Origin of the sequence: Avibacterium sp. 20-126 (assembly GCF_044358625.1) — a bacterium.
GTDB lineage: Bacteria > Pseudomonadota > Gammaproteobacteria > Enterobacterales > Pasteurellaceae > Avibacterium.
The window spans coordinates 1,366,477-1,391,444 of record NZ_CP091457.1; the positions used below are offsets into that span (position 1 = coordinate 1,366,477).

General features: G+C 39.4%; 17 protein-coding genes and 1 pseudogene. 11 read left to right on the top strand and 7 right to left on the bottom strand.

Annotation, left to right across the window (positions count from 1 at the left end):
- Nucleotides 1-5 precede the first annotated feature (5 nt).
- The 6 genes from oppF to L4F91_RS06310 all read right to left on the bottom strand — a co-directional run bounded on the left by oppF (nt 6) and on the right by L4F91_RS06310 (nt 7,462).
- A complete protein-coding gene (gene oppF / locus L4F91_RS06285) occupies nt 6-983 on the bottom strand; it encodes a murein tripeptide/oligopeptide ABC transporter ATP binding protein OppF (protein WP_265761828.1) in 978 nt (325 codons plus the stop codon).
- Between the two features lies 1 nt (nt 984).
- On the bottom strand, nt 985-1,974 hold the full coding sequence (locus L4F91_RS06290) for an ABC transporter ATP-binding protein (RefSeq protein WP_250350034.1): 990 nt from the start codon (nt 1,972-1,974) through the stop codon (nt 985-987).
- A gap of 9 nt (nt 1,975-1,983) precedes the next feature.
- On the bottom strand, nt 1,984-2,895 hold the full coding sequence (gene oppC, locus L4F91_RS06295; RefSeq protein WP_250363149.1) for an oligopeptide ABC transporter permease OppC: 912 nt from the start codon (nt 2,893-2,895) through the stop codon (nt 1,984-1,986).
- Nucleotides 2,896-2,910: 15 nt separating this feature from the next.
- Nucleotides 2,911-3,831 carry an oligopeptide ABC transporter permease OppB gene (gene oppB, locus L4F91_RS06300; RefSeq protein WP_250350032.1) on the bottom strand — a complete coding sequence of 307 codons (921 nt, stop codon included), beginning with the start codon at nt 3,829-3,831 and terminating at the stop codon, nt 2,911-2,913.
- A gap of 78 nt (nt 3,832-3,909) precedes the next feature.
- Nucleotides 3,910-5,550 carry an ABC transporter substrate-binding protein gene (locus L4F91_RS06305; RefSeq protein WP_395895441.1) on the bottom strand — a complete coding sequence of 547 codons (1,641 nt, stop codon included), beginning with the start codon at nt 5,548-5,550 and terminating at the stop codon, nt 3,910-3,912.
- Nucleotides 5,551-5,824: 274 nt separating this feature from the next.
- Nucleotides 5,825-7,462 (bottom strand): ABC transporter substrate-binding protein, encoded by a 1,638-nt coding sequence (locus L4F91_RS06310; protein WP_395895443.1) that lies wholly within the window; start codon nt 7,460-7,462, stop codon nt 5,825-5,827.
- 253 nt (nt 7,463-7,715) lie between these two features.
- Between L4F91_RS06310 and L4F91_RS06315 the strand changes: the two genes are divergently transcribed.
- Both L4F91_RS06315 and L4F91_RS06320 read left to right on the top strand, forming a co-directional pair.
- On the top strand, nt 7,716-8,369 hold the full coding sequence (locus L4F91_RS06315) for an IS1595 family transposase (RefSeq protein WP_395895445.1): 654 nt from the start codon (nt 7,716-7,718) through the stop codon (nt 8,367-8,369).
- A gap of 195 nt (nt 8,370-8,564) precedes the next feature.
- A pseudogene (locus tag L4F91_RS06320) lies at nt 8,565-9,540 on the top strand (IS30 family transposase).
- Nucleotides 9,541-9,596: 56 nt separating this feature from the next.
- On the opposite strand, the gene metF reads toward L4F91_RS06320, so the two are convergent.
- A complete protein-coding gene (gene metF / locus L4F91_RS06325) occupies nt 9,597-10,478 on the bottom strand; it encodes a methylenetetrahydrofolate reductase (RefSeq protein ID WP_250363204.1) in 882 nt (293 codons plus the stop codon).
- Between the two features lie 185 nt (nt 10,479-10,663).
- Between metF and L4F91_RS06330 the strand changes: the two genes are divergently transcribed.
- The 9 genes from L4F91_RS06330 to secD all read left to right on the top strand — a co-directional run bounded on the left by L4F91_RS06330 (nt 10,664) and on the right by secD (nt 24,962).
- Nucleotides 10,664-12,694: a hypothetical protein gene (locus L4F91_RS06330; protein ID WP_395895448.1), complete on the top strand. Its 2,031-nt coding sequence runs from the start codon at nt 10,664-10,666 to the stop codon at nt 12,692-12,694.
- A 144-nt stretch (nt 12,695-12,838) separates the two neighbouring features.
- On the top strand, nt 12,839-14,209 hold the full coding sequence (yegQ, locus tag L4F91_RS06335; protein WP_395895450.1) for a tRNA 5-hydroxyuridine modification protein YegQ: 1,371 nt from the start codon (nt 12,839-12,841) through the stop codon (nt 14,207-14,209).
- Nucleotides 14,210-14,594: 385 nt separating this feature from the next.
- Nucleotides 14,595-18,035: a bifunctional proline dehydrogenase/L-glutamate gamma-semialdehyde dehydrogenase PutA gene (gene putA / locus L4F91_RS06340; protein WP_395895452.1), complete on the top strand. Its 3,441-nt coding sequence runs from the start codon at nt 14,595-14,597 to the stop codon at nt 18,033-18,035.
- 17 nt (nt 18,036-18,052) lie between these two features.
- Nucleotides 18,053-19,552 (top strand): sodium/proline symporter PutP, encoded by a 1,500-nt coding sequence (gene putP / locus L4F91_RS06345; protein WP_395895454.1) that lies wholly within the window; start codon nt 18,053-18,055, stop codon nt 19,550-19,552.
- 133 nt (nt 19,553-19,685) lie between these two features.
- A complete protein-coding gene (gene queA, locus L4F91_RS06350; protein ID WP_395895456.1) occupies nt 19,686-20,777 on the top strand; it encodes a tRNA preQ1(34) S-adenosylmethionine ribosyltransferase-isomerase QueA in 1,092 nt (363 codons plus the stop codon).
- Nucleotides 20,778-20,837: 60 nt separating this feature from the next.
- Complete coding sequence (gene tgt, locus L4F91_RS06355) at nt 20,838-22,016, top strand: tRNA guanosine(34) transglycosylase Tgt (protein ID WP_265763032.1); 1,179 nt, start codon at nt 20,838-20,840, stop codon at nt 22,014-22,016.
- A 1-nt stretch (nt 22,017) separates the two neighbouring features.
- Nucleotides 22,018-22,530 (top strand): hemerythrin domain-containing protein, encoded by a 513-nt coding sequence (locus tag L4F91_RS06360; protein WP_395895458.1) that lies wholly within the window; start codon nt 22,018-22,020, stop codon nt 22,528-22,530.
- 248 nt (nt 22,531-22,778) lie between these two features.
- The gene (gene yajC, locus L4F91_RS06365; RefSeq protein WP_250350019.1) at nt 22,779-23,078 is read left to right on the top strand and encodes a preprotein translocase subunit YajC; all 300 of its coding nucleotides are present in this window, start codon (nt 22,779-22,781) and stop codon (nt 23,076-23,078) included.
- A 33-nt stretch (nt 23,079-23,111) separates the two neighbouring features.
- Nucleotides 23,112-24,962, top strand: coding sequence for a protein translocase subunit SecD (gene secD / locus L4F91_RS06370; RefSeq protein WP_395895460.1), 1,851 nt, complete (start codon nt 23,112-23,114; stop codon nt 24,960-24,962).
- The last annotated feature ends 6 nt before the right edge of the window (nt 24,963-24,968 follow it).

Genomic DNA, 24,968 nt, shown 5'->3' on the forward strand with positions numbered 1-24,968 from the left:
CACAGTTATACTTTAAAGCAAGCAACCAAATGCTGATTATTCCCCGTTAAACGCGGTTTGCTTAATGTACATTCTGTATCCGCTAATGGGCAGCGAGTACGAAACACGCAACCAGAAGGGGGATTGATCGGGGAAGGGAGATCACCTTCGAGTAGCTGAATTTTTTTACCTCGTTCCAAATCCGGATCTGGGATTGGCACAGCAGACATCAACGCTTTGGTGTAAGGATGCTTGGTTTCGTGATAGACCTTGTCATAAGTCCCCAACTCCACCGCATTACCTAAATACATCACCAGAACACGATCAGAAATATGTTTTACCACCGCTAAATCGTGTGCAATAAAAATCAGTGATAACCCCATTTCTTTTTGCAACGATTTAAGTAAATTGACCACCTGTGCTTGAATGGAAACATCAAGAGCAGAAACAGGTTCATCACAGATAATCAGTTTAGGCTCAATAATCAATGCACGAGCAATGCCAATACGCTGACACTGACCGCCCGAAAATTCGTGTGGATAGCGGTTAATTAAATTTGGCAATAAGCCTACTTTTAACATCATTGCTTGCACACGCTCTTTGACTTCTTGTGCAGATAAATGCGGGAAGTAAATCTTCAGTGGCTCAGCAATAATATTTCCAATCGTCATTCTTGGATTGAGTGATGCCAAGGGATCTTGGAAAATCATTTGAATATCTTTGCGCGTGCTGTGCCACTGTTTTTCGCTTTGTTGGCTGAGATCGTTACCTAGCCACAAAATATTGCCACCTGCGGATTTCACCAAACCAATAATCGAACGAGCAAGGGTGGATTTTCCACAGCCAGACTCGCCTACCACGCCTAAGGTTTCTCCTTCATATAATTTAAACGAGACGTGGTTTACCGCGTGCAAGGTTTGCTTTTTCTTAAATAAAAAGCCTTCGTTGCTTTGCACGTTGAAATGTACGCTAAGATCTTCGACTTCAAGTAATAATTTTTTCATCTTAATTTCCTCTTAGCAGCTGAGTAGGGGCAATAAAACACGCGCGTAAACGATTTGGTGCAAATTCCTCTAATAATGGGCTATCTTTACATTGTTCCGTGGCAAATTGGCAACGTGGGCTAAACGGGCAGCCCGTTGGCAAATGTAATAAATTCGGCGGATTGCCCGGAATCGTTAAGAGTTTATCTTCTTCGGAATCTAAGCGTGGCACTGCATTGATTAAACCAATGGAGTAAGGATGCGTTGGCTGATAGAAAATTTCTTTCGCTGAGCCATATTCCATTGTTCTTCCCGCATACATCACCAGCACTTGATCACAGCTCCCTGCCACTACGCCGAGATCGTGAGTAATCATAATAATTGCTGTATTAAACTCGTGTTTTAACTCATTTAATAAGGTCATAATCTGTGCTTGTACTGTTACATCTAAGGCGGTGGTTGGTTCATCAGCAATCAATAATTTTGGACGGCATAATAATGCCATTGCGATCATAACACGCTGACGCATACCACCAGAAAATTCGTGCGGATACATTGCCATTCGTTTACGTGCTTCTGGCATTTTCACCGCATCTAACATTTTTACGGATTCTTCAAAGGCTTGCTTATAGCTGTACCCTTTATGTAAAACCAGCACTTCTGTTAGCTGCTCGCCAATTTTCATATAAGGATTTAACGAGGTCATTGGATCTTGGAAAATCATCGCAATTTGCTCCGCTCTTAAGCGATTTAATTGTGATGAGGATAAACCTAAAATTTCTTCTCCATTAAAACGAGCAGAACCAGAGGTTTTACCGTTATCCGCCAATAATCCCATTAACGCAAAGGCAGTTTGTGATTTGCCCGAGCCTGACTCCCCAACAATACCGAGGGTTTCCCCTGCATTGAGGGTAAAGGTTAAATTATTCACGGCGGTAACCTCACCATCTGGTGTTTTGAAGGTGACTCTTAAATCTTGTACATCAAGGAGAGGGTGTTTTTCGTTTTTCATTTTCTCACCTTATCGATCTTTTGGATCAAGCGCATCACGCAAGCCATCACCAATAAAATTAAAACAAAATAATGTAATTACTAAAAAAACCGCTGGAAAAATCAGTAGCCAAGGGGTGGCTTCCATTGATTTTGCGCCATCATTTAATAATGCGCCCCAGCTACTAAGTGGTTCTTGCGTACCTAGCCCTAAGAAACTTAAAAAGGATTCAAATAAGATCATTCCCGGCACGAGTAAAGAGGCATAAACCACGACAACGCCTAACACATTTGGAACGATGTGTCGCCATACAATTTGCCGAGGCGAAACGCCACATACAATCGCTGCTTCGATAAATTCTTTGCGTTTGAGACTGAGCGTTTGTCCACGCACGATACGCGCCATATCTAACCAAGAGACCATTCCTATTGCCACGAAAATAAGCAAAATATTTTGCCCAAAGAAGGTCACCAATAGGATCACAAAGAACATAAAGGGGAAAGAATATAAGATCTCTAAAATACGCATTAAAATGGCATCGGTTTTGCCGCCCACATAACCCGCTGTTGCCCCATAAAGCGTACCAACTAAAACGGCGATAAATGCGCCGGCAATCCCTACTAATAAGGAAATTCGTCCACCAATGGCAAGGCGAACTAGAAGATCTCGCCCTAATCCGTCTGTGCCTAAATAATGCATTGATTCAACATCTGGCGGTGAAGCCATCATTGCCCAATCCGTGTCATCATAACTAAAAGGCATTAACATTGGCGCAAAGGTGACAAAAAGTAAAATTAAAAATAGCACAAACAAGCTCATCACCGCCGCTTTATTACGGAAAAAACGGCGTCTTGCATCTTGCCATAAACTGCGTCCTTCAACCTGTTCTAATTGCTCGCCCAATTTTTCCATCAGTGCTTGATTTTCTTTTGTTTTTATCATTTTTTTGGCACTCCATTAATAACGAATTTTCGGATCAATCACCGCATATAAAATATCGACGATGGCATTAAAAACGATGGTTAATGTTCCCACTAAAATGGTTAAACTGAGTACTAAAGAATAATCTCGGTTTAACGCGCCATTAACAAAAAGCTGACCAATTCCGGGCAAAACAAAAATGCTTTCAATCACCATTGATCCGGTAATAATCCCAACGAATGCCGGCCCCATATAAGAGATCACAGGTAATAACGCGGGACGTAACGCGTGTTTTAAAATAATACGCGACATCGGTAATCCTTTCGCTTTTGCCGTACGGATAAAATTTGAATGCAATACTTCAATCATTGAACTACGCATAATTCGAGCAATGCTGGCAATATAGGATAAAGAAAGCGCGATCATTGGTAAGATAATATTACTTAGCTGTCCCCCTTCCCAGCCGCCAGAGGGAAGCCATTTCAGCGTAATCGAAAAAATTAATATTAACAACGGCGCAACAACAAAACTCGGTACAACAACCCCCGTCATTGCAAAGGTCATTATTAAATAATCTAGCCACTTGTTTTGCTTTAATGCTGCAATCACGCCAGCAGAAATGCCACATATTAGTGCGATTAAAAAGGCAGAAAAACCTAACTTTAAGGAAACAGGGAAAGATTGTGCAACAAGCTGATTAACCGTGTAATCCTTATATTTAAAGGAAGGACCAAAATCACCGTGTGCTAAATCTTTCAAATAAATCCCATATTGCACCATAAGTGGCTCATTTAAGTGATATTTTGCTTCGATATTTGCAATCACTTCTGGGGGGTAATTTTTTTCACTGGAAAATGGACTACCGGGGGCAAGTCGCATCATAAAAAAAGAAACCGTGATTAAAATAAATAGGGTTGGGATCGCCTCTAAGATACGGCGAAAAATTAATTTAAGCATAATGTTATCCCACAAAGATAAAAATAACGAAAAAACACCCGCACTTAATAATGTAAACCATGTACGGGTGTAAAAAGATTAATGTTTAATAATATAAACGTCTTTTAAATAATAGTTTTGTGCAGGATGTGCATAAGCAAAACCTTTCACCCAAGGCTTAATCAGGCGAGGCTGCACATAATGATAAACGGGGATCAGTGCAGTATCATTGTCTAATGTTTGTTCTGCTTGTGCATAAATTTCAGCACGTTGTTCATCATTTTGTGCGTTAAATGCAGAAGCAATCAAGGCATCATAAGCAGCGTTTTTATAGAATGCTGTATTATTTGCACTGTTAGATAAATAATAATTTAAGAACGTACTCGCTTCATTATAATCGGCACACCACCCCGCACGCGCTACATCAAAATTGCCTTGATGACGCGTATCTAGATAGGTTTTCCATTCCTGATTTTCTAAGGTTACATTGACAACCCCTTGTAAATTTTTCTTCCAAATAGATTGTGCTGCACTCGCCAATTTCTTATGGTTGTCTGAGGTGTTATACAATAAGTTAAAATTTAATGGGTGTGATTTATCGAATCCCGCTTCTTTCAATAGGTTAAGCGCAGCTTGATTACGCTGATCTTGTGTCCAATTCGCCCATTCAGGATTTGCCATTTTTTCCGCGCCATTGATAAATGGTGGGGTAAAAATATAAGCAGGTTTTTGACCTTGTTGTAAGATTTTATCCGTTAAAATTTCACGCTCTAACGCTAAAGACAAAGCTTTACGCACTTTAGGGTTATCAAATGGCGCTTTGGCGGTGTTAATTTCATAAAGATAAGTACAAAGTTGCGGGGCGTGTGTTAATTCATCGCCCAACTCTTTTTTGACTTTGGCATAAAGCTCAATTGGAATTTCTTTTCCTGTCATATCTTCATCACCAGCACGGTAACGAGAGACATCTATTGAAGCGGATTCAATCGGCAATAATACGATTTTTTCTAATACGGTATGTGCATTATCCCAATAATATGGATTACGTTCTAATTCCGCTTTTTCATTAACCACCGCGGATTTTAATACAAACGCCCCATTACCAACTAAATTCCCGGGTTTTGTCCAATTATCACCAAACTGTTCTACGACGTGTTTATTCACTGGCGCTAATACATAATGTTCAACCAATTTATCCACATAAGGAACGGATTCCGTTAAATGCAACACCAATGTATGGTCGTCTTTCGCCTCCACACCTAACTCAGCGGGTGAAAGTTTGCCAGCAATCACTTGATCGGCATTTTTTAATTTGACGAACTCAAGGAAACTTGAATAAGGTGAGGCAGTTTTAGGATCGGCTAAACGTTGCCAAGCATAGACAAAATCACCAGCCACCACAGGCTCGCCATTAGACCATTTCGCTTCAGGGCGTAAATGGAATGTCCACGTTTTAAAGTCGTCACTGTGTTCCCAAGAACTCGCCGCACCGGGTATAATATGCCCTTTCGCATCAGAAATCACTAATGTTTCATATAGTTGACGTGCATAAGCCCCCTCAACATCGCCTTCCATTTTCTGAGGATCAAGGGTGGCAGGGTTTGAACTCACATTCCAGATTAATTCTTGCTTATCCGCTAATTGCGTGCCTTCTGGCACATTCGCCGCCATTGCAGTCCCTACTGATAAAGACAATCCTAATAAAGCAGACAGTAATGATTTTTTAAATAAAGTGTGCATATTTACTCCTGATTTTTTATAAAATGGTCTTAATTAATAAAGGAATTTTTTAAACTTGTAAATAAGAAATTGCGAAATCATTGGGAATTATCTTATTTGAGATTCATTGACACATTTCATTTATGAAAATAACGAAAAAAATGTGTATTATCTAAAGTGATGTAGGTTTAATGCTTCAAAAAAACGTATGCTGAAAATAATGTAAACAATACAACGAGACAATGTCTCGCTGTATTAGTTTAAAATGCTACTGTAATAGGTTCTGAGCTACCGCTTAATGTTTAATAATATAAACATCTTTTAGATAATAATTTTGCCCCGGATGTTGTACCGCAAAACCTTTTACCCAAGGTTTGATCAGACGAGGAGACACATAATTATATACAGGAATAAGTGCGGTATCTTTTTCTAACACTTTTTCTGCCTGCGCATAAATTTCTGCTCTTTTTTCTTCCATAGGCTCATTAAATGATGAAGAAACCAATCTATCATATTCTGCACTTTTATAAGAAGAGATATTATTTGTGCTATTGGATAGATAGTAATTCAGAAACGTCGTCGCTTCATTATAATCTGCACACCATCTAACTCGCGCAACCTCAAAATCACCTTGATGTAAAGAATCGAGATAAGTTTTCCACTCCTGATTCTCTAAGGTAACATTTACGATACCTTGTAAATTTTTCTTCCAAATGGCTTGTGTTGCACTGGCTAATTTTTTGTAGTTATCTGAAGTGTTGTACAACAACTTAAAATTCAGAGGATGGTTGCTATCAAATCCAGCTTCTTTTAATAATTTCATTGCCTCTTGATTACGCTGTGTTTGTGACCAATTAGCCCATTCTGGTTTTGTAATCTTTTCCCCTCCATTAATAAACGTTGGAGTAAAGCTATAAGTAACATTCTGCCCTTGTTGTAATACTTTATCCGTTAAGAGGCTACGTTCTAACGCCAAAGATAATGCCTTACGTACCTTAACATCATTAAATGGTGATTTTTGCATATTGACTTCATACATATAAGTACAAAGTAATGGCGTATGATAAAGTTCATCAGGCAAATCATTTTTAATTTTTATATAAGATTCAATTGGCATTTCACCATGAGTCACATCTTCATCACCAGCACGATAACGAGCCACATCAGTTGAAGAAGACACAATAGGTAATAAAGTTACCCTGTCTAATCGCGTATGTTTATTATCCCAATAATATGGATTACGTTCTAATTCCGTTTTTTCATTCACCACAGCTGATTTTAAAATAAATGCCCCGTTTCCAACTAAATTACCCGGTTTAGTCCATTCACTGCCAAACTGCTCTATCACTTTTTTATTTACTGGTGCAAGTACGATATACTCAACTAATTTATCAACATAGGGAACAGGTTCTATCAAATGAAGGACTAAAGTATGCTCATCTTTTGCTTCAACGCCCAATTCGCTTACAGGTAGCTTACCTGATACAACTTGAGCTGCATTTTTTAATTGCACAAATTCTAAAAAGGTTGCATAAGGTGCAGCGGTATTTGGATCAGCTAAACGCTGCCAAGCATACACAAAATCCCCTGCAACAACAGGATCACCATTAGACCATTTTGCATTTGGACGTAAATGAAAGGTCCACGTTTTAAAATCATTGCTATGTTCCCAAGAAATTGCCGCACCGGGTTTTATCCTTCCTTTTTCATCAGAAATAACTAAAGTTTCAAATAATTGCTGAGCATAATTTGTTTCAACAACGCCCTCTATTTTTTGTGGATCTAAAGTTGCTGGATTAGCCCCCACATTCCATACTAATTCTTGTTTTTCCGCTAAAAGCGTTCCTTCTGGCACTTCGGCAGCATAAAGCTGACCAGCAGCTAAAGTCCCTAACATTACAGCAAGTACTGATTTTTTAAACATCATTGGCATATTGACCTTCCATAATTACTACCAAATAAATATTTAATCACATATAGTGAAATTTTATTCAAAAATTAAAGCATAACTTTCATTGTTATGCAAAAGAAATTTTGCCAATCAAACTTTAAATTAGATAATAAAATTAATGCTCCTCTATGGGGTATTTTGGCTAAATGCTGACAAGTCAGCAATAAATGTTAGTTATGCTTAAGATAATGATTTAGGGGCTCTATTAGATTAACAGTTATATTAGTCTATAAAAATGAAGATAACTCATTGTAAACTCAAGAAATCTATACCGAAAAAACTGCTAGAATTTTTTGTACTTGAAGTGACAGCTCGTTCAGCAGCAAATTTACTGGAAATTAACCCTAATTCAGCCGCCCTCTTTTATCGCAAAATCAGGGAGGCGATTAGCGACCATTTAGCCCAAGATGCCAACGAAATTTTTGCTGGTGAAATTGAGCTTGATGAAAGCTATTTTGGTGGAAAAAGAAAAGGAAAAAGGGGACGAGGTGCTAAGGGTAAAACAGCAGTTTTTGGTATGCTGAAACGAGAAGGAAAAGCCTATACAGTTATTGTTGAAAAGACTAAAACTAACACCTTACCCCCTGTAATTAAAAGGAAAATTATGCCTGATAGCGTTGTTTATACCGATTACTATAACAGCTACGATGTGCTAGATATAAGCGAATTTAAGCACGTCAGAATTAATCATTCAACTCATTTCGCAGAAACAAAAAATCACATTAATGAGATTGAAAATTTCTGGAATCAGGCTAAACGAGTACTAAGAAAATATAACGAAATTGACAAGAAATCTTTTCCGTTATTCTTGAAAGAATGCGAATTTCGGTTTAACTTTGGGACACCAAAAGAACAGCTAAAAACACTGCGACTTTGGTGTGGAATTTAGGGCTAATCTAATACAGCCCCCAAAATTTTATCGCCATTCGGGCGGTTTGGACGGGGAATGTGGTTGGCTTAAATTTAAAATGTGGTAGGCATTTTTTGGTCTTGAATTTAAAATCGAACTGCAGCAAATAAAAAAATGTTCATAAGGAAATCGACGATAATTTGTTTAGCCCAACAAAATTACTAATGAGAACTTATGAACACCTACAAACATCTTACCCTTTGTAAACGCGAAAAGATAATGGTCTTTCACGCATTAAGCAAAACAATAACCCAGATTGCTCAGCGATTACAGCGACATAAATCGACCATTTCACAAGAATTGAAGCGCTGTCAGGGGGAATATACGGCATTATCGGCTCAAGAACACTATCAACAACGGGTAGAATGTAAACCCAAGCGAAAGAGCCGACCCGAAATTGTTTGATTTTGTTAAGCAAAAGTTCTTACAAGAGAATTGGTCGCCAGAGCAAATTGCCGCTCGTTTGAAATACGAACAAAGCACATTTTCTATTAGCTTTGCCAGTATTTACCGAGGGATTTATACAGGGTGGTTTGATGGGAAAGGGTTATCGCACGGGGCAAGAGGGGCGATTCGGAAACTCCGTCATAGCGGGAAAAGGCGGCATACCAATGACTATGTGGAAAAACGCGGGAAAATCCCTATTAGTCATCATTTAACCGAACGACCAAGCGAAGCCGAGGCGCGAAGCCGTTTAGACGATTGGGAAGCGGATACGGTGTTGCGCGTAACAGGCAAAGCCTGTTTATTGACCTTGACTGATAGAAAAAGCCGTTTTTCCCTCGTCAGAAAATTGCCCGCAAAGCGAGCAGAAAGCGTTGCCAAGGTAATGGCTGAACCCTTGCAAAATCAGCCTTTAGAGAGCATTATCCCAGATAGAGAGAAGGAGTTTGCAAAACATCAGCAGGTAACGGAACGACTTCAGGTTGAATTTTACTTTCCATTGCCTCACCAACCTTGGCAAAGAGGAACAAATGAAAACACGAACGGTTTACTGAGGGAATATTTTCCGAAAGGTCGAGACATTACGCTCTTTTCAGAAGCACAAATACAAACCGTGGTCGATAAATTAAATCACCGACCACGCAAATGTTTAAACTGGAAAACACCTTATGAAGTTTATTTTGATAAAGTGTTGCAGTTAGTTTGACAATTTAAGCCATAAAAAAGCAAAAATGAGGTTTTCCCCATTTCTGCTTAATACGTTTACTCTGGACGCACACCAAGGGTATGACAGATAGCGTAAGTAAGTTCACTGCGGTTAAGGGTATAGAAATGGAAATCTTTCACGCCTTCTCGAGATAATACGCGTACCATATCAATAGCTACACTGGCTGCCACTAAATTTCTTGTTGTAGGATCATTATCTAATCCCTCATACATTTTAGCCAACCAAGCCGGTATTTTCACATTGGTGATCGCTGCCATTTTTTGTAGCTGTTTAAAATTCGTTACTGGCAAGATTCCGGGAACAATTTCGGCATCAATCCCGATAGAAGCACAGCGATCACGGAAACGTAAATAGCTGTCAATATCAAAGAAAAATTGGGTAATAACGTGGTTCGCTCCCGCATCAATTTTACGTTTTAAATTGATTAAATCCGCTTGTGCAGATTTTGCTTCAGGATGCACTTCAGGATAGGCTGCCACAGAAATATCAAAATCTGCTACAGAACGTAATAATTCCACTAAATCAGAAGCATAAAAAGGTTTTTTATCGTATCCTGCCGGTTCATCACCGCGTAATGCGACAATACGACGAATGCCGTTATCCCAATAATCTTGGGCAATTTGTTTCAATTCTTCTGGGGTGGCATCAATTCCAGTGAGATGCGGTGCGGCTTCTAAGCCCGTTTCTTGTTTAATATGCTTCACGACACTATGAGTACGATCACGTTCGCCTGAATTTGCCCCATAAGTTACCGAAACAAACTTAGGTTTTAAGACTTTCAAACGATGAATGGAATCCCATAAAATTTTTTCCATATTCTCATTTTTTGGCGGAAAAAATTCAAATGATACGTTGATGTTGCCGTTAATGCCTGATAAATGGTTGTTTAATGTATCAATTTCTTTTGCATAGCTCATACATTCTTCCTTTTCATTTTTATACGTTTAGACTGCTTTACGGCTATAAGATAATGGGAAAGCACTGTAGTGTCAATTTTAAAAATTTCATTATTTTATGAAACAAATTCATAGCAAAGCTCTTATCGCTCGCCGATAAATCGGCTATACTTTTGGAAAATCAATCCCTAAAGTTAGGAAAGTCTATGAATAAAAAAGTAAAAATTGTTGGTTCATTATCCTTAATTGCTGCCACGTTAGCTTTAGGCGCACAAATTTACACCAATCATAAAATTGATTACATTCTGCAAAAATTCCCTTATTCATTGCAAAATAAATTTCAATTAGACGTGGTTGAAAAAAAGAAAAATTTCTTCAGTCGCGAACTTATTTTCAAACTCTCTGGTGATAGTACCAACACATCGAGTGAAATGATTCAAACAAAACTTACCGCACTGCCTTTTGCTGTGTTTGCAGATTCAGCCCTTGTCCCAAGCTTTGTAAAAGAATTAAATAAAAATTTTAAAGTTACTATTGATAAAAATAATATCACAAGTAAATTTTCCGTGATTGGTGATTATTTCCAATCAAATATTTATACACAATTTCGCGATCTTGCCAATAAATCACAAACACTTGTTATTGATCTGAATTTTGAACCTAAAAGCCATCTAATGGACGTGCAAAGTCATTTGTCTGGCTTTAATTATGATGCTAATTCAAAGATTCACGATCTTATTGCTGAAGCAACACTTATTCCTATTGATGATAATCAATATGATATTGAAAATATTTCCATTAAGCTTAAAGATGGGGATGTCTATTTATTAAATGGGGATAACACAAATATCAAATTAAAAAAATTAGATTTTAATTTAGATAAATCTGATGCTGGTAGTAATTACAACTTAAGCGCTAAAATAAATGCTGATGAGCTGACTATTACAGATAAAAACCCTAAACATTCTACGATTCAATTCAAAAATGTTGCGCTTAATGCTTCACAAAAAGAGATTCCCAATCAACTTAGCTATGTAAAATTATTGCATTTACTCAACAATAAAAATGAACTCAATACAGTAGAAATTATCGACCAAGCTTTAGATTTACTCTTTCAAAATAAAGAAAGTGAACTCAGTTTTAATTTTGAAAACTTAACCTTTGCACATAAAGAAAAAGATCAGAGCGTTTCTTTTGATAATTTCTCATCTTTCTTAAAAGGGAATTTTTCTGACTTATCTCAAACACAAAGTAACTATGCGCTTGCATTAAAATCTTGTCAAAACAAAGGTGAAAATGAACATTTTCAAATCAAAGGAATACAATTTGAGGGTAACAATAAAAATGTAAATCTTGCCACGCAGCTAGCATTGTTAAAATCAACTATTCAACTCTTTTCCAAAGCCAAATCACCAGAAACGAAACAAGACGCTAAGCAAGTAGAAAAAGAGAAAAGTACCTTTATTCCTGCCTTAAACACCTTAGCACAAGATTACAACCAATCACAACAAGCGTTATTTAAAATAGATGAATTTACTTTAGATGATAATATCGAACTTAAAGAAATAACGATCGGAGCAAGCGGTGCTATATCTGAAGAAAAACAAGATAATGAAAATATTGAACTCACACTAGGAAGCTACATTAATAAAAAAGAGCAATTTCAATTAAAAAATGGAAAATTTAGCCTTCCATTTAGCGTAACAAATGTTGGAACACTGATTCCGCTTAATATTTGTAGCAATCTTATTTATCAAGCTGCCTGTGATAAATATCTTAATGCCGATGAGGATACGGACTTACTCGTTTATCAACCAATTAAAAATATTGCTATTAATATTGAAAACGCAACATTAAGTGGAGAAATAGATACTTATCCTTCCACCTCACTTACCCCTTTTGAAGGAAAACTCAATCTAAAATCTGGCATTTTAGAAGAGCAACAAGATAAAACCACCTCAACCTTATTATTAGAAAAATGGCAGAAAACAGAGTTTGATCTTTATTTTTCTATCGTGAATAAGTTATTTAAAGCTAATTTATTGAAAGATAAACAATCTATTTCTTGGTCATTAATTAATGATTGGCTCTATCCTGAAGGAGAACTTAACCCTTATTTAAAAGAAAACGGTGATAATTACACCATTCAAATTAAAAAAGAGGGAGATAAAACTTGGCTGAATGATGAAATATTACCGCCAATCCTAGAAGAAACCTTAACGCCAGAACAACAATAATCTCCTCTGTAAGTGCGGTGAAAAAATTGATAAATTTTCCACCGCACTTGACTTTACAAATCACAAAATCCCCCTACAATAACCGCCTTTACGCATTTGCCTTGAGTGAATGCCTGACTTGTAATCAGACACAAAGAGAAATTTATGACAACCACATTCAAACCCGAACTGCTTTCCCCGGCAGGTTCATTAAAAAATATGCGCTATGCTTTTGCTTATGGTGCAGATGCTGTTTATGCAGGACAACCACGCTATAGCTTGCGTGTTCGCAACAATGAATTTAACCACGCCAATTTAAAAATTGGGATTGATGAGGCACACGCTTTAGGTAAGAAATTCTATGTAGTGGTTAATATTGCCCCACACAATTCCAAATTAAAAACCTTTATTAAAGATCTTCAGCCTGTGGTGGAAATGAAGCCAGATGCCTTAATTATGTCTGACCCCGGTTTGATTATGCTTGTGCGTGAACATTTTCCTGATATTGACATTCATCTTTCTGTGCAAGCCAATGCCGTGAACTGGGCAACGGTCAAATTCTGGAAACAAATGGGCTTAACTCGTGTGATTTTATCGCGTGAACTTTCCATTGATGAAATCGCCGAAATCCGCCAACAAGTGCCAGATATGGAAATTGAAATTTTCGTACACGGTGCGTTGTGTATGGCGTATTCTGGGCGTTGTCTGCTTTCAGGTTATATTAATAAGCGTGATCCAAATCAAGGCACTTGTACCAATGCGTGCCGTTGGGAATATTCGGTGGAAGAAGGCAAAGAAGATGAAGTGGGTAATATTGTTGGTAATGAAATTCCCATTAAAAATGTTGCCCCAACCTTAGGCGAAGGGCAAACCACAGATAAAGTCTTCTTACTTGCCGAAAGCCAACGACCAGAAGAAAAAATGTCTGCCTTTGAAGATGAACACGGTACCTATATTATGAATTCCAAAGACTTACGCGCCGTGCAACACGTTGAAAAACTCACTCAAATTGGTGTGCATTCGTTAAAAATTGAAGGGCGTACGAAGTCTTTCTATTATTGTGCGAGAACAGCTCAGGTTTACCGTAAAGCCATTGATGATGCGGCTGCGGGCAAACCTTTTGATGAAAGCTTAATGGATACGCTTGAAAGCCTTGCTCATCGCGGTTATACAGAAGGCTTTTTACGCCGCCATACGCACGATGAATACCAAAATTATGATTATGGTTATAGCATTTCTGAGCGTCAGCAATTTGTTGGTGAATTCACCGGTGTACGTAAAGACGGTTTGGCCGAAGTGGCAGTAAAAAATAAATTCTTACTTGGTGATGAGGTTGAATTAATGACCCCAAAAGGCAATATCGTATTCAAAATTAATCGTATGCTTAATCGCAAAGGTGAAGAAGTCGAAGCCGCCTTAGGCGATGGGCATTTTGTTTTCCTCGATGTACCAGAGGATTTGGATTTGAATTATGCCTTACTAATGCGAAATTTGGTGAACACCAACACGCGTAACCCTCACGCTGAGAGCAAATAATCACTTCCATTGGCGAGCAAATTAGCTCGCCTTTTTCTTAGCTCGACTTAAATTTTAAAATTTTATTACAAATTTGTTAATAAAATGTTGCAAATAACATTTTTATCCGTATAATCCTCTGCATACCCTAAAAAGTATGACTCCAAATATTTTCAGCCCTTTCCTAGAAAGGGCTTTTTTTTCACCTTATCTCCATAAAAATGCCACAAAAAATCACCGCACTTTCATTTTGTCATCTTTTTCTACGAATAAGCCTCCAACTTTAAAGACTATTTTTTGACCTCTATCACATTTTTCAACATTTCATATTCCTTCTTTTTAAAATTTCATTACAATCTTTAACATTCCATTAACAAATAAAGCCAAATTTTATATGGAGCATCTTATGAGCTATCACTACTCTCCTCTACCCAGTGTAGAACCCGAACTTCGTAAAATAATCAGTGCGCATTATAGCTGTACAGAACAGTCTGCAGTAAGCCAACTAGTCCAAACCTTAGATTTCACACCACAACAAGAATCATCCATTGAAAAACTCGCCCGAGAATTAATCAGCAAAATCCGTAGTAAAAAGCAAAAACATTATGGCGTTGATGCATTAATGCACGAATTTTCCTTAGGTTGTGATGAAGGGATTGCCTTGATGTGCTTAGCAGAAGCCCTCTTACGCATCCCCGATGGGCAAACGCGTTATGAGTTAATCAACGATAAACTTCAACTTGGTAACTGGCAATCTCATTTAAAAAAATCAGGCTCGCTCTTTACCAATGCAGCGAGCTTAGGTTTGATGCTTGGCAATAAAATCAGTGCTAATTTAGATGAAACAGCACTTTCTTCTGCTTTGATGAAAAGTTTCTCCCGCCTTTCTGCCCCCATAATGAAAAAAGCCATTGAAAAAGCGATGGGCATTTTAGGTGAACAATTTGTTACCGGCGAAACGATAGAAAAAGCCCTGAAAAATATTAGTACAAGAGAAAAAATGGGCTATTGTTTTTCTTTTGATATGCTTGGTGAAGCAGCAATGACTATGGAAGATGCAGATAAATACTTACAAGATTATGTGGATGCCATTCACGCTGTGGGTAAACAGGCTGCAGGGCGTAGCGTATATGACGCAAATGGCGTATCGGTAAAATTATCAGCAATTCACCCGCGTTATTCTCGTTCGCAACAAGATCGTTTGATGAATGAAATCTATCCGCGTTTAAAACAGCTTTTTGTTCTGGCAAAACAATACAATATCGGTTTGAATATTGATGCGGAAGAAATGGCACGCCTTGAAATTTCGTTAGATCTGCTCGAAAAATTATTGCAAGATCCTGATCTTGAAGGGTTTAACGGCATAGGATTTGTCGTACAAGCATATTCTAAACGTTGTCCTTATGTCTTAGATTATATCATTGCATTAAACCGCCGTTTCCAACGCAAAATGATGATACGCTTGGTAAAAGGTGCCTATTGGGATAGCGAAATCAAATGGGCGCAAACAGAAGGTGTGCAAGATTTCCCTGTTTATACGCGTAAAGTGCATACGGACATCTCTTATATTAGCTGTGCAAAAAAATTATTAGATGCGCAAGATGTCATTTATCCCCAATTTGCCACTCATAATATCCAAACCTTAGCCACTATTGCTGAATTAGGTCAAGGTAAAGAATTTGAGTTTCAATGTCTGCACGGAATGGGGGAAACGCTTTACGATAACGTTGTCGGTGAGCATCAATTTAACCGCCGTGTTCGTGTGTATGCCCCAGTGGGAACCTATGAAACCCTATTAGCCTACCTTGTACGACGATTACTTGAAAATGGTGCGAACTCTTCTTTTGTTCATCAACTAGTAGATAACCAGATTTCCGTAAATGAATTAATTGAAGCCCCTTGGAAAAAATTTGCCCGTTTTAATGGTGAACCAAATAAAGCGATTAAATTACCTGCGGATCTTTTCCCGCATCGCCGTAATTCACAAGGCTTTAATTTAAGCGATGAAATTCAACTTCGCTCGCTACAAGAGCAATTAAATCAAGCAGAATATACCGATGTGCAATCACTTTGCGCCGTCCCCGTGCAAGCCGCGCAACACTATCAAGGCAGAAAACCGGCGGATACCGCACAAATGTTGCCAACGTCCACATTTATGTCGCCAAATGATGTGCCAGCCGTTTTTACGGCGATGCAATCTCACATTTGGCAAGAAAAAAGCGTGGAAGAACGCGCAACAATTTTAGAAAGAGCGGCGGATTTTTATCAAGAAAATACCGGCTTGTTACTGCGCCTTGCCATTGAAGAAGCAGGAAAAACGTTACCAAATGCCATTGGTGAACTGAGAGAAGCAGTGGATTTCTTACGCTATTATGCAGAACAAATCCGTTTGTTAGATAGCAAAAATGCTCTTGCCCCACCGCTCGGCAATGTACTATGTATTTCCCCTTGGAATTTCCCGCTTGCCATTTTTACTGGGCAAATTGCTGCGGCCTTGGCAGCTGGCAATAATGTGATTGCCAAACCTGCGGAACAAACTTCACTGATTGCTTATTATGCCGTGAAATTATTACATCAAGCTGGCGTGCCAAAAGAAACCTTACAACTAACCTTAGGTGCTGGCGATTTAGGGGCGGCATTGGTGGCTCAACCATTTAATGCCGTGATGTTCACCGGTTCAACAGAAGTGGCACATTTGATCAATAAACAACTTATACAACGGCAGGATCACCCTGTGCTAATTGCTGAAACAGGCGGTTTAAACACCATGGTGGTAGATTCTTCTGCCTTATTGGAACAAGTCATTACTGATGTATTAAGCTCTGCCTTTGATTCTGCTGGACAGCGCTGCTCAGCTTTACGCATTTTATTGGTGCAAGAAGACATTGCTGATCGCTTATATCAAATGCTTACTGAGGCAATGAAAGAATTGGTTATCGGCAATCCAGAGCAACTTAATACGGATATTGGCCCTGTTATAGACGAAGAAGCGAAAGCAAATTTGGTCAATTATCAAACTCAAGTGCGGTCATTTTCTCGCCGTTATTTTGAGTTATCATCACCCACTTTCGGGCATTTCGTTGCGCCTGCTATTTATGAAATAGATCATTTAGCGCAAATTAATCGAGAAGTATTCGGACCAATTCTTCACTTTGTTCGTTATAAAAAAACAGAATTAGGTGATTATTTACAAAAAATCAATGCAAAAGGCTATGCTTTAACAGGAGGTTGTCATAGCCGTATTACCCAAAATATTGAATTTGTACAACAGCATTTAGCCTGTGGTAATTTCTACATTAACCGTAATATTGTGGGTGCAGTGGTCGGCGTTCAACCTTTTGGGGGACACGGTTTATCTGGAACAGGCCCAAAAGCTGGTGGAGAACTTTATGTTCAACGTTTAACCAAAACATCACAATATTATTCATCAGTACTTGCAAAAAACAATGTATTGCCTAGTATTACAGGGGAATTAAATAGCATTGATTATAAAACCACCTCTGTTTTATTACTCGGTCAAAACCACGCTCGTTTAACTGCGGCTTATCAGCGGTTACAACAAGCAGGATTTAATGTTGTTGTAGAAAAAGATAATCCACTGTTGAGCTATCAATTACCTCATCTACATATCCTAAAAGAAGGACAGCATTTGCAAAAAGCCGTGTTCGTATCCCCGATTGATACTCAAACACGTCAGCGGTTTGCACAACATAATCCTGCGATTTTCTGTTTATATGATTGGACAGTCAATCAGGATCTGACCTTGCTATATAACGAATTTTCACGCAGTGAGAATATTTCTGCCGCAGGGGGCAACGCTACTCTAATGGCAATTGAAGAACAATAATTTTATAGGGAGAAAGTATGCAGAATTATCAAATCTACACAGCTTTTGGATTGTATCTCGTTATTATTTTAGGGATTGGAATTTACGCCTATATTTCCACCAAAAATTTTAACGATTACATTTTAGGTGGACGTAAAATGGGGAGCTTTGTTACCGCAATGTCGGCTGGTGCCTCAGATATGTCTGGTTGGTTGCTACTTGGCTTACCCGGTGCAATTTTCCTTACAGGCTTGTCGGAAGCGTGGATTGCTGTCGGGTTAACTGTCGGCGCTTATCTGAACTACCGCATTGTAGCAGGACGTTTGCGGGTATTCACAGAGCATTACGGTAATGCACTGACCTTACCTGAATATTTTGCAATGCGATTTCCTAAACGAGCCAAATCACTCAAAATTCTTTCTTCTTCGGTAATTTTGTTTTTCTTCACCATCTACTGTGCTTCAGGTGTCGTGGCAGGAGCAAAATTGTTCCAAAGTTTATTAGGTATTGATTACACCACCGCATTGATATTTGGTGCGGTGGCAACCATCGCCTATACCTTTATTGGCGGTTATTTAGCGATCTCTTGGAGCGATACCATTCAAGCTTCACTGATGATTTTCGCCCTATTACTCGCCCCTGTGATTGTGTTACTCAACATTAGCTGGGAAGAAATCACCCTTGCCTTAGCCGCAAAATCACAACAAACGGGCATTCCTTATTCTAATTGGCTTTATAATGTTTCAGGCATTGGTGTGATTTCCGCCCTTTCTTGGGGATTAGGTTACTTCGGACAACCCCATATTTTAGCCCGTTTTATGGCAGCCAATTCCGTAAAAGCCCTTGATAAAGCGCGTACAATCGGGATCACGTGGATGATCCTATGCTTAGGTGGTGCTTGTGCAGTGGGCTATTTTGGCTTAGCTTATTTTGAAGTCAAAGGTATCGTTTTAGATTCCGCCGAATCTGTCTTCATTGAGATCTCCAAAGCCATTTTTAACCCTTGGATCGTGGGCATTGTGCTATCCGCCATTCTCGCTGCCATTATGAGTACCCTATCGGCACAATTTTTAATGTGTTCCGCCGCTATTACCGAAGATTTCTATCACGGTTTCTTACGCCAAAATGCGTCAAGTACCGAGTTAGTTTGGATTGGCCGCGTTATGGTATTACTCATTGCCCTTATCGCCATTGTCATCGCACAAGATCCCCATTCAAAAGTGATGGGCTTAGTTTCCTACGCGTGGGCCGGCTTTGGTGCATCATTTGGTCCATTAGTGATCCTTTCCCTCTTTAATCGCAACATCACCTCCAACGCGGCATTATGGGGAATGTTAGCAGGCGCGGTCACTGTTGTGGCGTGGAAACCACTGATGCACGCCTTAAACTGGCAAGACATCGCCAACTTATATGAAATTATTCCCGGCTTTTTAGCTTGCTCTTTCGTTACCCTTACTTCGTCAATTTTCTCCCCGGTCGCTAAAGATGTGGCAGAAAAATTTGATGAAGCGGAAAAAAGCTACAACCGCCAACGATAACGAATGAAAGGGCTGGATCCCCCAGCCCTTCACCTTTCAATAAATCCCCTCTTTCACAGATTTTCCTTGTGCAATCTACAAAATCCCAATAGACTACGCCCTGTTTTAATCTTTAATAATATGATGAAAAATTATGCGTGTTTCAGATTTTTATTTTGATTTACCTGATGAATTAATCGCCCGTTATCCAAAAGCCGAACGCACTGCCAGTCGTTTATTAACATTAAACGGTGAAAATGGTGAAATTTCTCACCGCACTTTTGCTGATGTGCTGGATTTGATCAACGAAGGGGATTTATTAATTTTTAATAATACTCGCGTGATCCCCGCTCGAATGTATGGGCGTAAAGCCAGTGGGGGGAAAATTGAAGTATTGGTAGAACGCATTTTGTCGGAAGATCGCTTTCTGGCACATATTCGTTCTTCTAAAGCCCCCAAAGAAGGTGCAGAACTGTTTCTCGGCGAAGATAAATTAGGCGAAGGTAAGTGCATTAAAGCAATAATGAAAGCCCGTCACGAGAGTTTATTTGAACTAGAAATAGCTGAAAAAAATACCGCACTTTTAGACGTGTTGCAACAAATTGGACATATGCCACTGCCGCCTTATATTGATCGCCCTGATGAAGATGCCGATAAAGAACGCTATCAAACTGTGTACAACAAAGTACCGGGCGCAGTGGCTGCGCCCACTGCGGGTTTGCATTTTGATAATGATCTATTGGAAAAATTAAAAGCGAAAGGGGTAAATTTTGCCTTTGTTACCTTGCACGTTGGTGCAGGGACATTCCAACCTGTACGGGTAGAAAATATTGAAGACCACAGAATGCACGCAGAATATGTAGAAGTGCCGCAGGAAACGGTGGATGCCATTTTAGCCACCAAAGCGAATGGCAAGCGTGTGATTGCGGTGGGGACAACCTCTGTACGCTCTATTGAAAGTGCCGCATTGTTTAGCCAAGAAAATCAGCACGAACAACTGCTTGCGCCGTATTTTTCGGATACCTCAATCTTTCTTTATCCGGGCAAAAAATTCCTTATAGTGGATGCCTTAATCACCAATTTCCATTTGCCTGAAAGTACGCTGATTATGCTGGTTTCAGCCTTTGCTGGATACACTCATACCATGCAAGCCTATGAAAGTGCGGTGCAAAATGGCTATCGTTTTTTCAGCTATGGTGATGCAATGTTTATTAGCAAAAACCCAAATGTAACGGGGTTAGATTAATTTTCTAAACCCCATTTAATCACCCTCGAACTGTTTATTCGAAAAGGAAACATAATGACAATGAAATTTAAACTTCACAAAACCGATGGCACGGCACGCCGTGGTACCATGACGTTTCAACGCCCACAAGGGGAATTTGATGTACAAACTCCTGCCTTTATGCCTGTCGGCACTTACGGCACAGTAAAAGGAATGACGCCCGAAGAAGTGCGCGCCACAGGGGCAGAAATTTTACTCGGCAACACCTTTCACCTTTGGCTACGTCCGGGGCAAGATATTATGCGTAAACACGGCGATTTACACGATTTTATGAACTGGCATCGCCCTATCTTAACGGATAGTGGTGGCTTCCAAGTATTCAGTCTAGGCAAATTACGCAAAATTACTGAAGAAGGGGTGAAATTCCAAAATCCAATTAATGGTGAACGTATTTTCCTTTCTCCTGAAAAATCAATGGAAATTCAATACGATCTAGGCTCAGACATCGTGATGATCTTTGATGAATGTACCCCTTACCCAGCCACCTTTGATTATGCTAAAAAATCAATGGAAATGTCGCTTCGTTGGGCAAAACGCAGCCGTGATCGCTTTGATGAACTCGGTAATAAAAATGCCTTATTCGGCATTGTGCAAGGGGGCGTTTACGAAGAATTGCGTAAAGTGTCCGTAGAAGGCTTGGTCAATATTGGTTTTGATGGTTATGCCGTGGGTGGGCTTGCGGTTGGTGAGCCAAAAGAAGATATGCACCGTATTTTAGAATATGTTTGCCCACAACTTCCTGCGGATAAACCCCGTTATTTAATGGGTGTTGGGAAACCGGAAGATTTAGTAGAAGGCGTTCGTCGTGGTATTGATATGTTTGATTGCGTAATGCCAACACGTAATGCGCGTAACGGGCATTTATTCGTTACCGACGGTATTGTGAAAATTCGTAATGCCAAATACCGCGATGACACCAGCCCACTTGATCCAGAATGTGATTGCTACACCTGCAAAAATTACACCAAAGCCTATCTTTACCATTTAGATAAGTGCGGTGAAATTTTAGGGGCAAGATTAAACACCATTCACAATTTACGTTATTATCAACGCTTAATGGCACAAATCCGTGAAGCGATTGATAAAAATGAATTTGAACAATTTGTACAAGATTTCTATGCTCGCATTGGTAAGCCTGTTCCGCCATTGCAAAGTGAGGCACAACAAAATTCACAACCGAATGACGCACAGGGTGAATAAAATGCTTAACCTCCAACCACAACAATTTGCTAGCTGGGATGAGCCGATTGAAATGCTTTACGCCTGCCACGGCAAAGTGAAAATGTTCTGCCGTCAGCTGAATATTTTGCCTAGTTATTTGGAGGAAAATGGCAACATTCAAGCGGTGCAAAAAGATGTACAGCAAATTTTGAATTACTTCAATGTTGCAGCCCCGCTACATCACGATGATGAGGAAAAGGATTTTTTCCCTGCGCTATTAAAATACTGCCCGCAAGCCAAAGCAGATGTGGCACGCTTAGCAAGCCAACACGAAACCTTGCATCAAAACTGGGCAAGCTTGTCTGTGCAATTAGACGCCTTGCTAAAAGGCGAAATTACACAAATTCCCGAACAGCTCATCACCCAATTTATTTCGGGTTATGACAATCATATTGCCATTGAAGAACCGTTATTTGAACTCGGTAAAAGCCATATCCCGCAAGAAGAATTAACGGCAATGGGAAAAGTGATGGCTGAACGCCGAAAAAATTAGCGTGTATCCTATTACATCGTTGACGTGTCAAAGAGGAATACCACTTCACTTAACGATGAAAATAAAACCTACATTTTGGTAGGTTTTATACATTCTACAAAAATAAAGTGCGGTGCTTTTGGCTCAAATTTTTTGTGCAAAAACCTTGCCATAAATCACTGCACTTTTGTAAAAGCGCTTTGTCAATACAGGGATTTTATGCTATTTTAACGCCCTATATTTTTCATTAACTAACAAAAGGATTAAAGATGGAAGCTCAACAAGGTAGCCCAATGTCAATGTTATTTATTTTCGTTCTGTTCGGCTTGATTTTCTATTTTATGATTTATCGCCCGCAAGCAAAACGTAATAAAGCACATAAACAATTAATGGCTGAGTTAGCAAAAGGCACGGAAGTCCTCACTTCTGGCGGTATTATTGGTAAAATCACCAAAATTGGTGCTGAAAGTGATTATGTCGTTATCGCATTAAACGACACAACTGAGATTACCATCAAACGTGATTTTATCGTTGCTGTCTTACCAAAAGGTTCATTAAAAAGCCTTTAATTTATTTTAACTTTCCGCAAGGGAACAAAATCTATGTTAAATCGTTACCCTTTATGGAAGAATATAATGGTGACCCTCGTGGTCGCCATTGGTGTTTTATACTCTCTTCCAAATCTTTACGGTGAAGATCCTGCCGTTCAAATTTCAGGAACTCGTGGACAAGAAGCCAATACAACAACCCTTAGCAATGTGCAAGCTCTTCTTCGCGAAAATCATCTCACCACAAAATCCATTAAATTAGAAAACGGTTCAATTCTTGCTCGTTTTAATAACACCGATGACCAACTTCTTGCCAAAGATAAAATTAGCGAAAAATTAGGCAATGGTTATTCTGTGGCACTGAATCTTGCCCCAGCGACGCCAAAATGGCTTTCAGATATTGGTGGTTCACCAATGAAATGGGGCTTAGATTTGCGTGGTGGTGTACGCTTTTTAATGGAAGTGGATATGAATACAGCGTTAGCGAAACGTCAAGAGCAGTTGCAAGACAGTTTATTAGCTGAATTACGTAAAGCAAAATATCCATATACCAGTATTCATGCAGGAGAAAATCATAGCACTGTGGTTACCCTGAAAAACCCTGATCAACTTTCAGCGGTTCAACGTTTATTGCGTCAAGCACACCCCAATTTAGATATTCGTGAAATTTCAATCAATACGCTTTCTTTAACCTTATCCGATGCGGCATTAAATGAAGCACGCGATCACGCGATTGAGCAAAATTTGAGTATTTTACGTCGCCGTGTGGAAGAATTGGGTGTTTCTGAACCCGTCATTCAACGCCAGGGCGCAGAGCGTATCGTAGTGGAATTACCCGGCGTTCAAGATACGGCACGCGCAAAAGAAATTTTAGGTGCCACCGCAACCTTAGAATTCCGTTTAGTCAATCAAAATGCCAACCTTGATGCGGCGATGCGTGGAATGGTGCCTTCAGATTCTGAAGTGAAATTTGATCGTAATGGTCGCCCAGTGGTGCTATACAAACGTGCAGTATTAGGTGGTGAGCATATTGTCAATGCGTCATCAGGCGTTGATCAAAATTCCGCAACCCCACAAGTCAGCGTTACCTTAGATAGTGAGGGTGGCGATATTATGTCGCAAACCACCAAAATGAATCTGAAAAAACCAATGGCAACTTTATATGTAGAATATAAAGACAGCGGTAAAAAAGATGAAAATGGCAAAACCGTTCTCACTAAACACGAAGAAGTGATTAATGTGGCAACAATCCAAGGGCGTTTTGGTAGCCAATTCCAAATTACGGGCATTGATAGCCCAAATGAAGCGCTCAATCTTTCCGTGTTATTACGTTCTGGCGCATTAACTGCCCCGATCCAAATTGTAGAAGAGCGTACCGTCGGGCCATCACTTGGCGCACAAAATGTGGAACAAGGCTTACAAGCGGGGCTTTGGGGCTTAGCCATTACTGTCGTGTTTATGCTGATTTACTATAAAGTTTTCGGTTTATTTGCAAGTATGGCACTGCTTGCCAATATGGTCTTACTCGTTGGTTTAATGTCTTTAATTCCCGGCGCAACGCTCACAATGCCGGGAATTGCAGGGATCATTCTTTCTGTAGGAATGTCTGTGGATGCTAACGTATTGATTTTTGAGCGAATAAAAGAAGAAATACGTAACGGACGTAGCGTTCAACAGGCAATCAATGAAGGCTACAGCGGCGCATTTAGCAGTATTTTTGATGCTAACTTAACCACAATTTTAACATCTATCGTGCTTTATGCGGTGGGAACTGGGCCAATTAAAGGCTTTGCAATCACCCTTTCCTTAGGGGTTGCGATCTCAATGTTTACTGCGATTACAGGAACTCGAATGCTGGTAAATTTACTTTACGGCGGCAAACGCGTTGAGAAATTATCTATTTAAGGTGGC

What these genes read in the sequence shown, in the direction of transcription:
- oppF (WP_265761828.1), bottom strand. Translation starts at nt 983, where the DNA reads ATGAAAAAATTATTACTTGAAGTCGAAGATCTTAGCGTACATTTCAAC.
- L4F91_RS06290 (WP_250350034.1), bottom strand. Translation starts at nt 1,974, where the DNA reads ATGAAAAACGAAAAACACCCTCTCCTTGATGTACAAGATTTAAGAGTC.
- oppC (WP_250363149.1), bottom strand. Translation starts at nt 2,895, where the DNA reads ATGATAAAAACAAAAGAAAATCAAGCACTGATGGAAAAATTGGGCGAG.
- oppB (WP_250350032.1), bottom strand. Translation starts at nt 3,831, where the DNA reads ATGCTTAAATTAATTTTTCGCCGTATCTTAGAGGCGATCCCAACCCTA.
- L4F91_RS06305 (WP_395895441.1), bottom strand. Translation starts at nt 5,550, where the DNA reads ATGCACACTTTATTTAAAAAATCATTACTGTCTGCTTTATTAGGATTG.
- L4F91_RS06310 (WP_395895443.1), bottom strand. Translation starts at nt 7,462, where the DNA reads ATGCCAATGATGTTTAAAAAATCAGTACTTGCTGTAATGTTAGGGACT.
- L4F91_RS06315 (WP_395895445.1), top strand. Translation starts at nt 7,716, where the DNA reads ATGAAGATAACTCATTGTAAACTCAAGAAATCTATACCGAAAAAACTG.
- metF (WP_250363204.1), bottom strand. Translation starts at nt 10,478, where the DNA reads ATGAGCTATGCAAAAGAAATTGATACATTAAACAACCATTTATCAGGC.
- L4F91_RS06330 (WP_395895448.1), top strand. Translation starts at nt 10,664, where the DNA reads ATGAATAAAAAAGTAAAAATTGTTGGTTCATTATCCTTAATTGCTGCC.
- yegQ (WP_395895450.1), top strand. Translation starts at nt 12,839, where the DNA reads ATGACAACCACATTCAAACCCGAACTGCTTTCCCCGGCAGGTTCATTA.
- putA (WP_395895452.1), top strand. Translation starts at nt 14,595, where the DNA reads ATGAGCTATCACTACTCTCCTCTACCCAGTGTAGAACCCGAACTTCGT.
- putP (WP_395895454.1), top strand. Translation starts at nt 18,053, where the DNA reads ATGCAGAATTATCAAATCTACACAGCTTTTGGATTGTATCTCGTTATT.
- queA (WP_395895456.1), top strand. Translation starts at nt 19,686, where the DNA reads ATGCGTGTTTCAGATTTTTATTTTGATTTACCTGATGAATTAATCGCC.
- tgt (WP_265763032.1), top strand. Translation starts at nt 20,838, where the DNA reads ATGAAATTTAAACTTCACAAAACCGATGGCACGGCACGCCGTGGTACC.
- L4F91_RS06360 (WP_395895458.1), top strand. Translation starts at nt 22,018, where the DNA reads ATGCTTAACCTCCAACCACAACAATTTGCTAGCTGGGATGAGCCGATT.
- yajC (WP_250350019.1), top strand. Translation starts at nt 22,779, where the DNA reads ATGGAAGCTCAACAAGGTAGCCCAATGTCAATGTTATTTATTTTCGTT.
- secD (WP_395895460.1), top strand. Translation starts at nt 23,112, where the DNA reads ATGTTAAATCGTTACCCTTTATGGAAGAATATAATGGTGACCCTCGTG.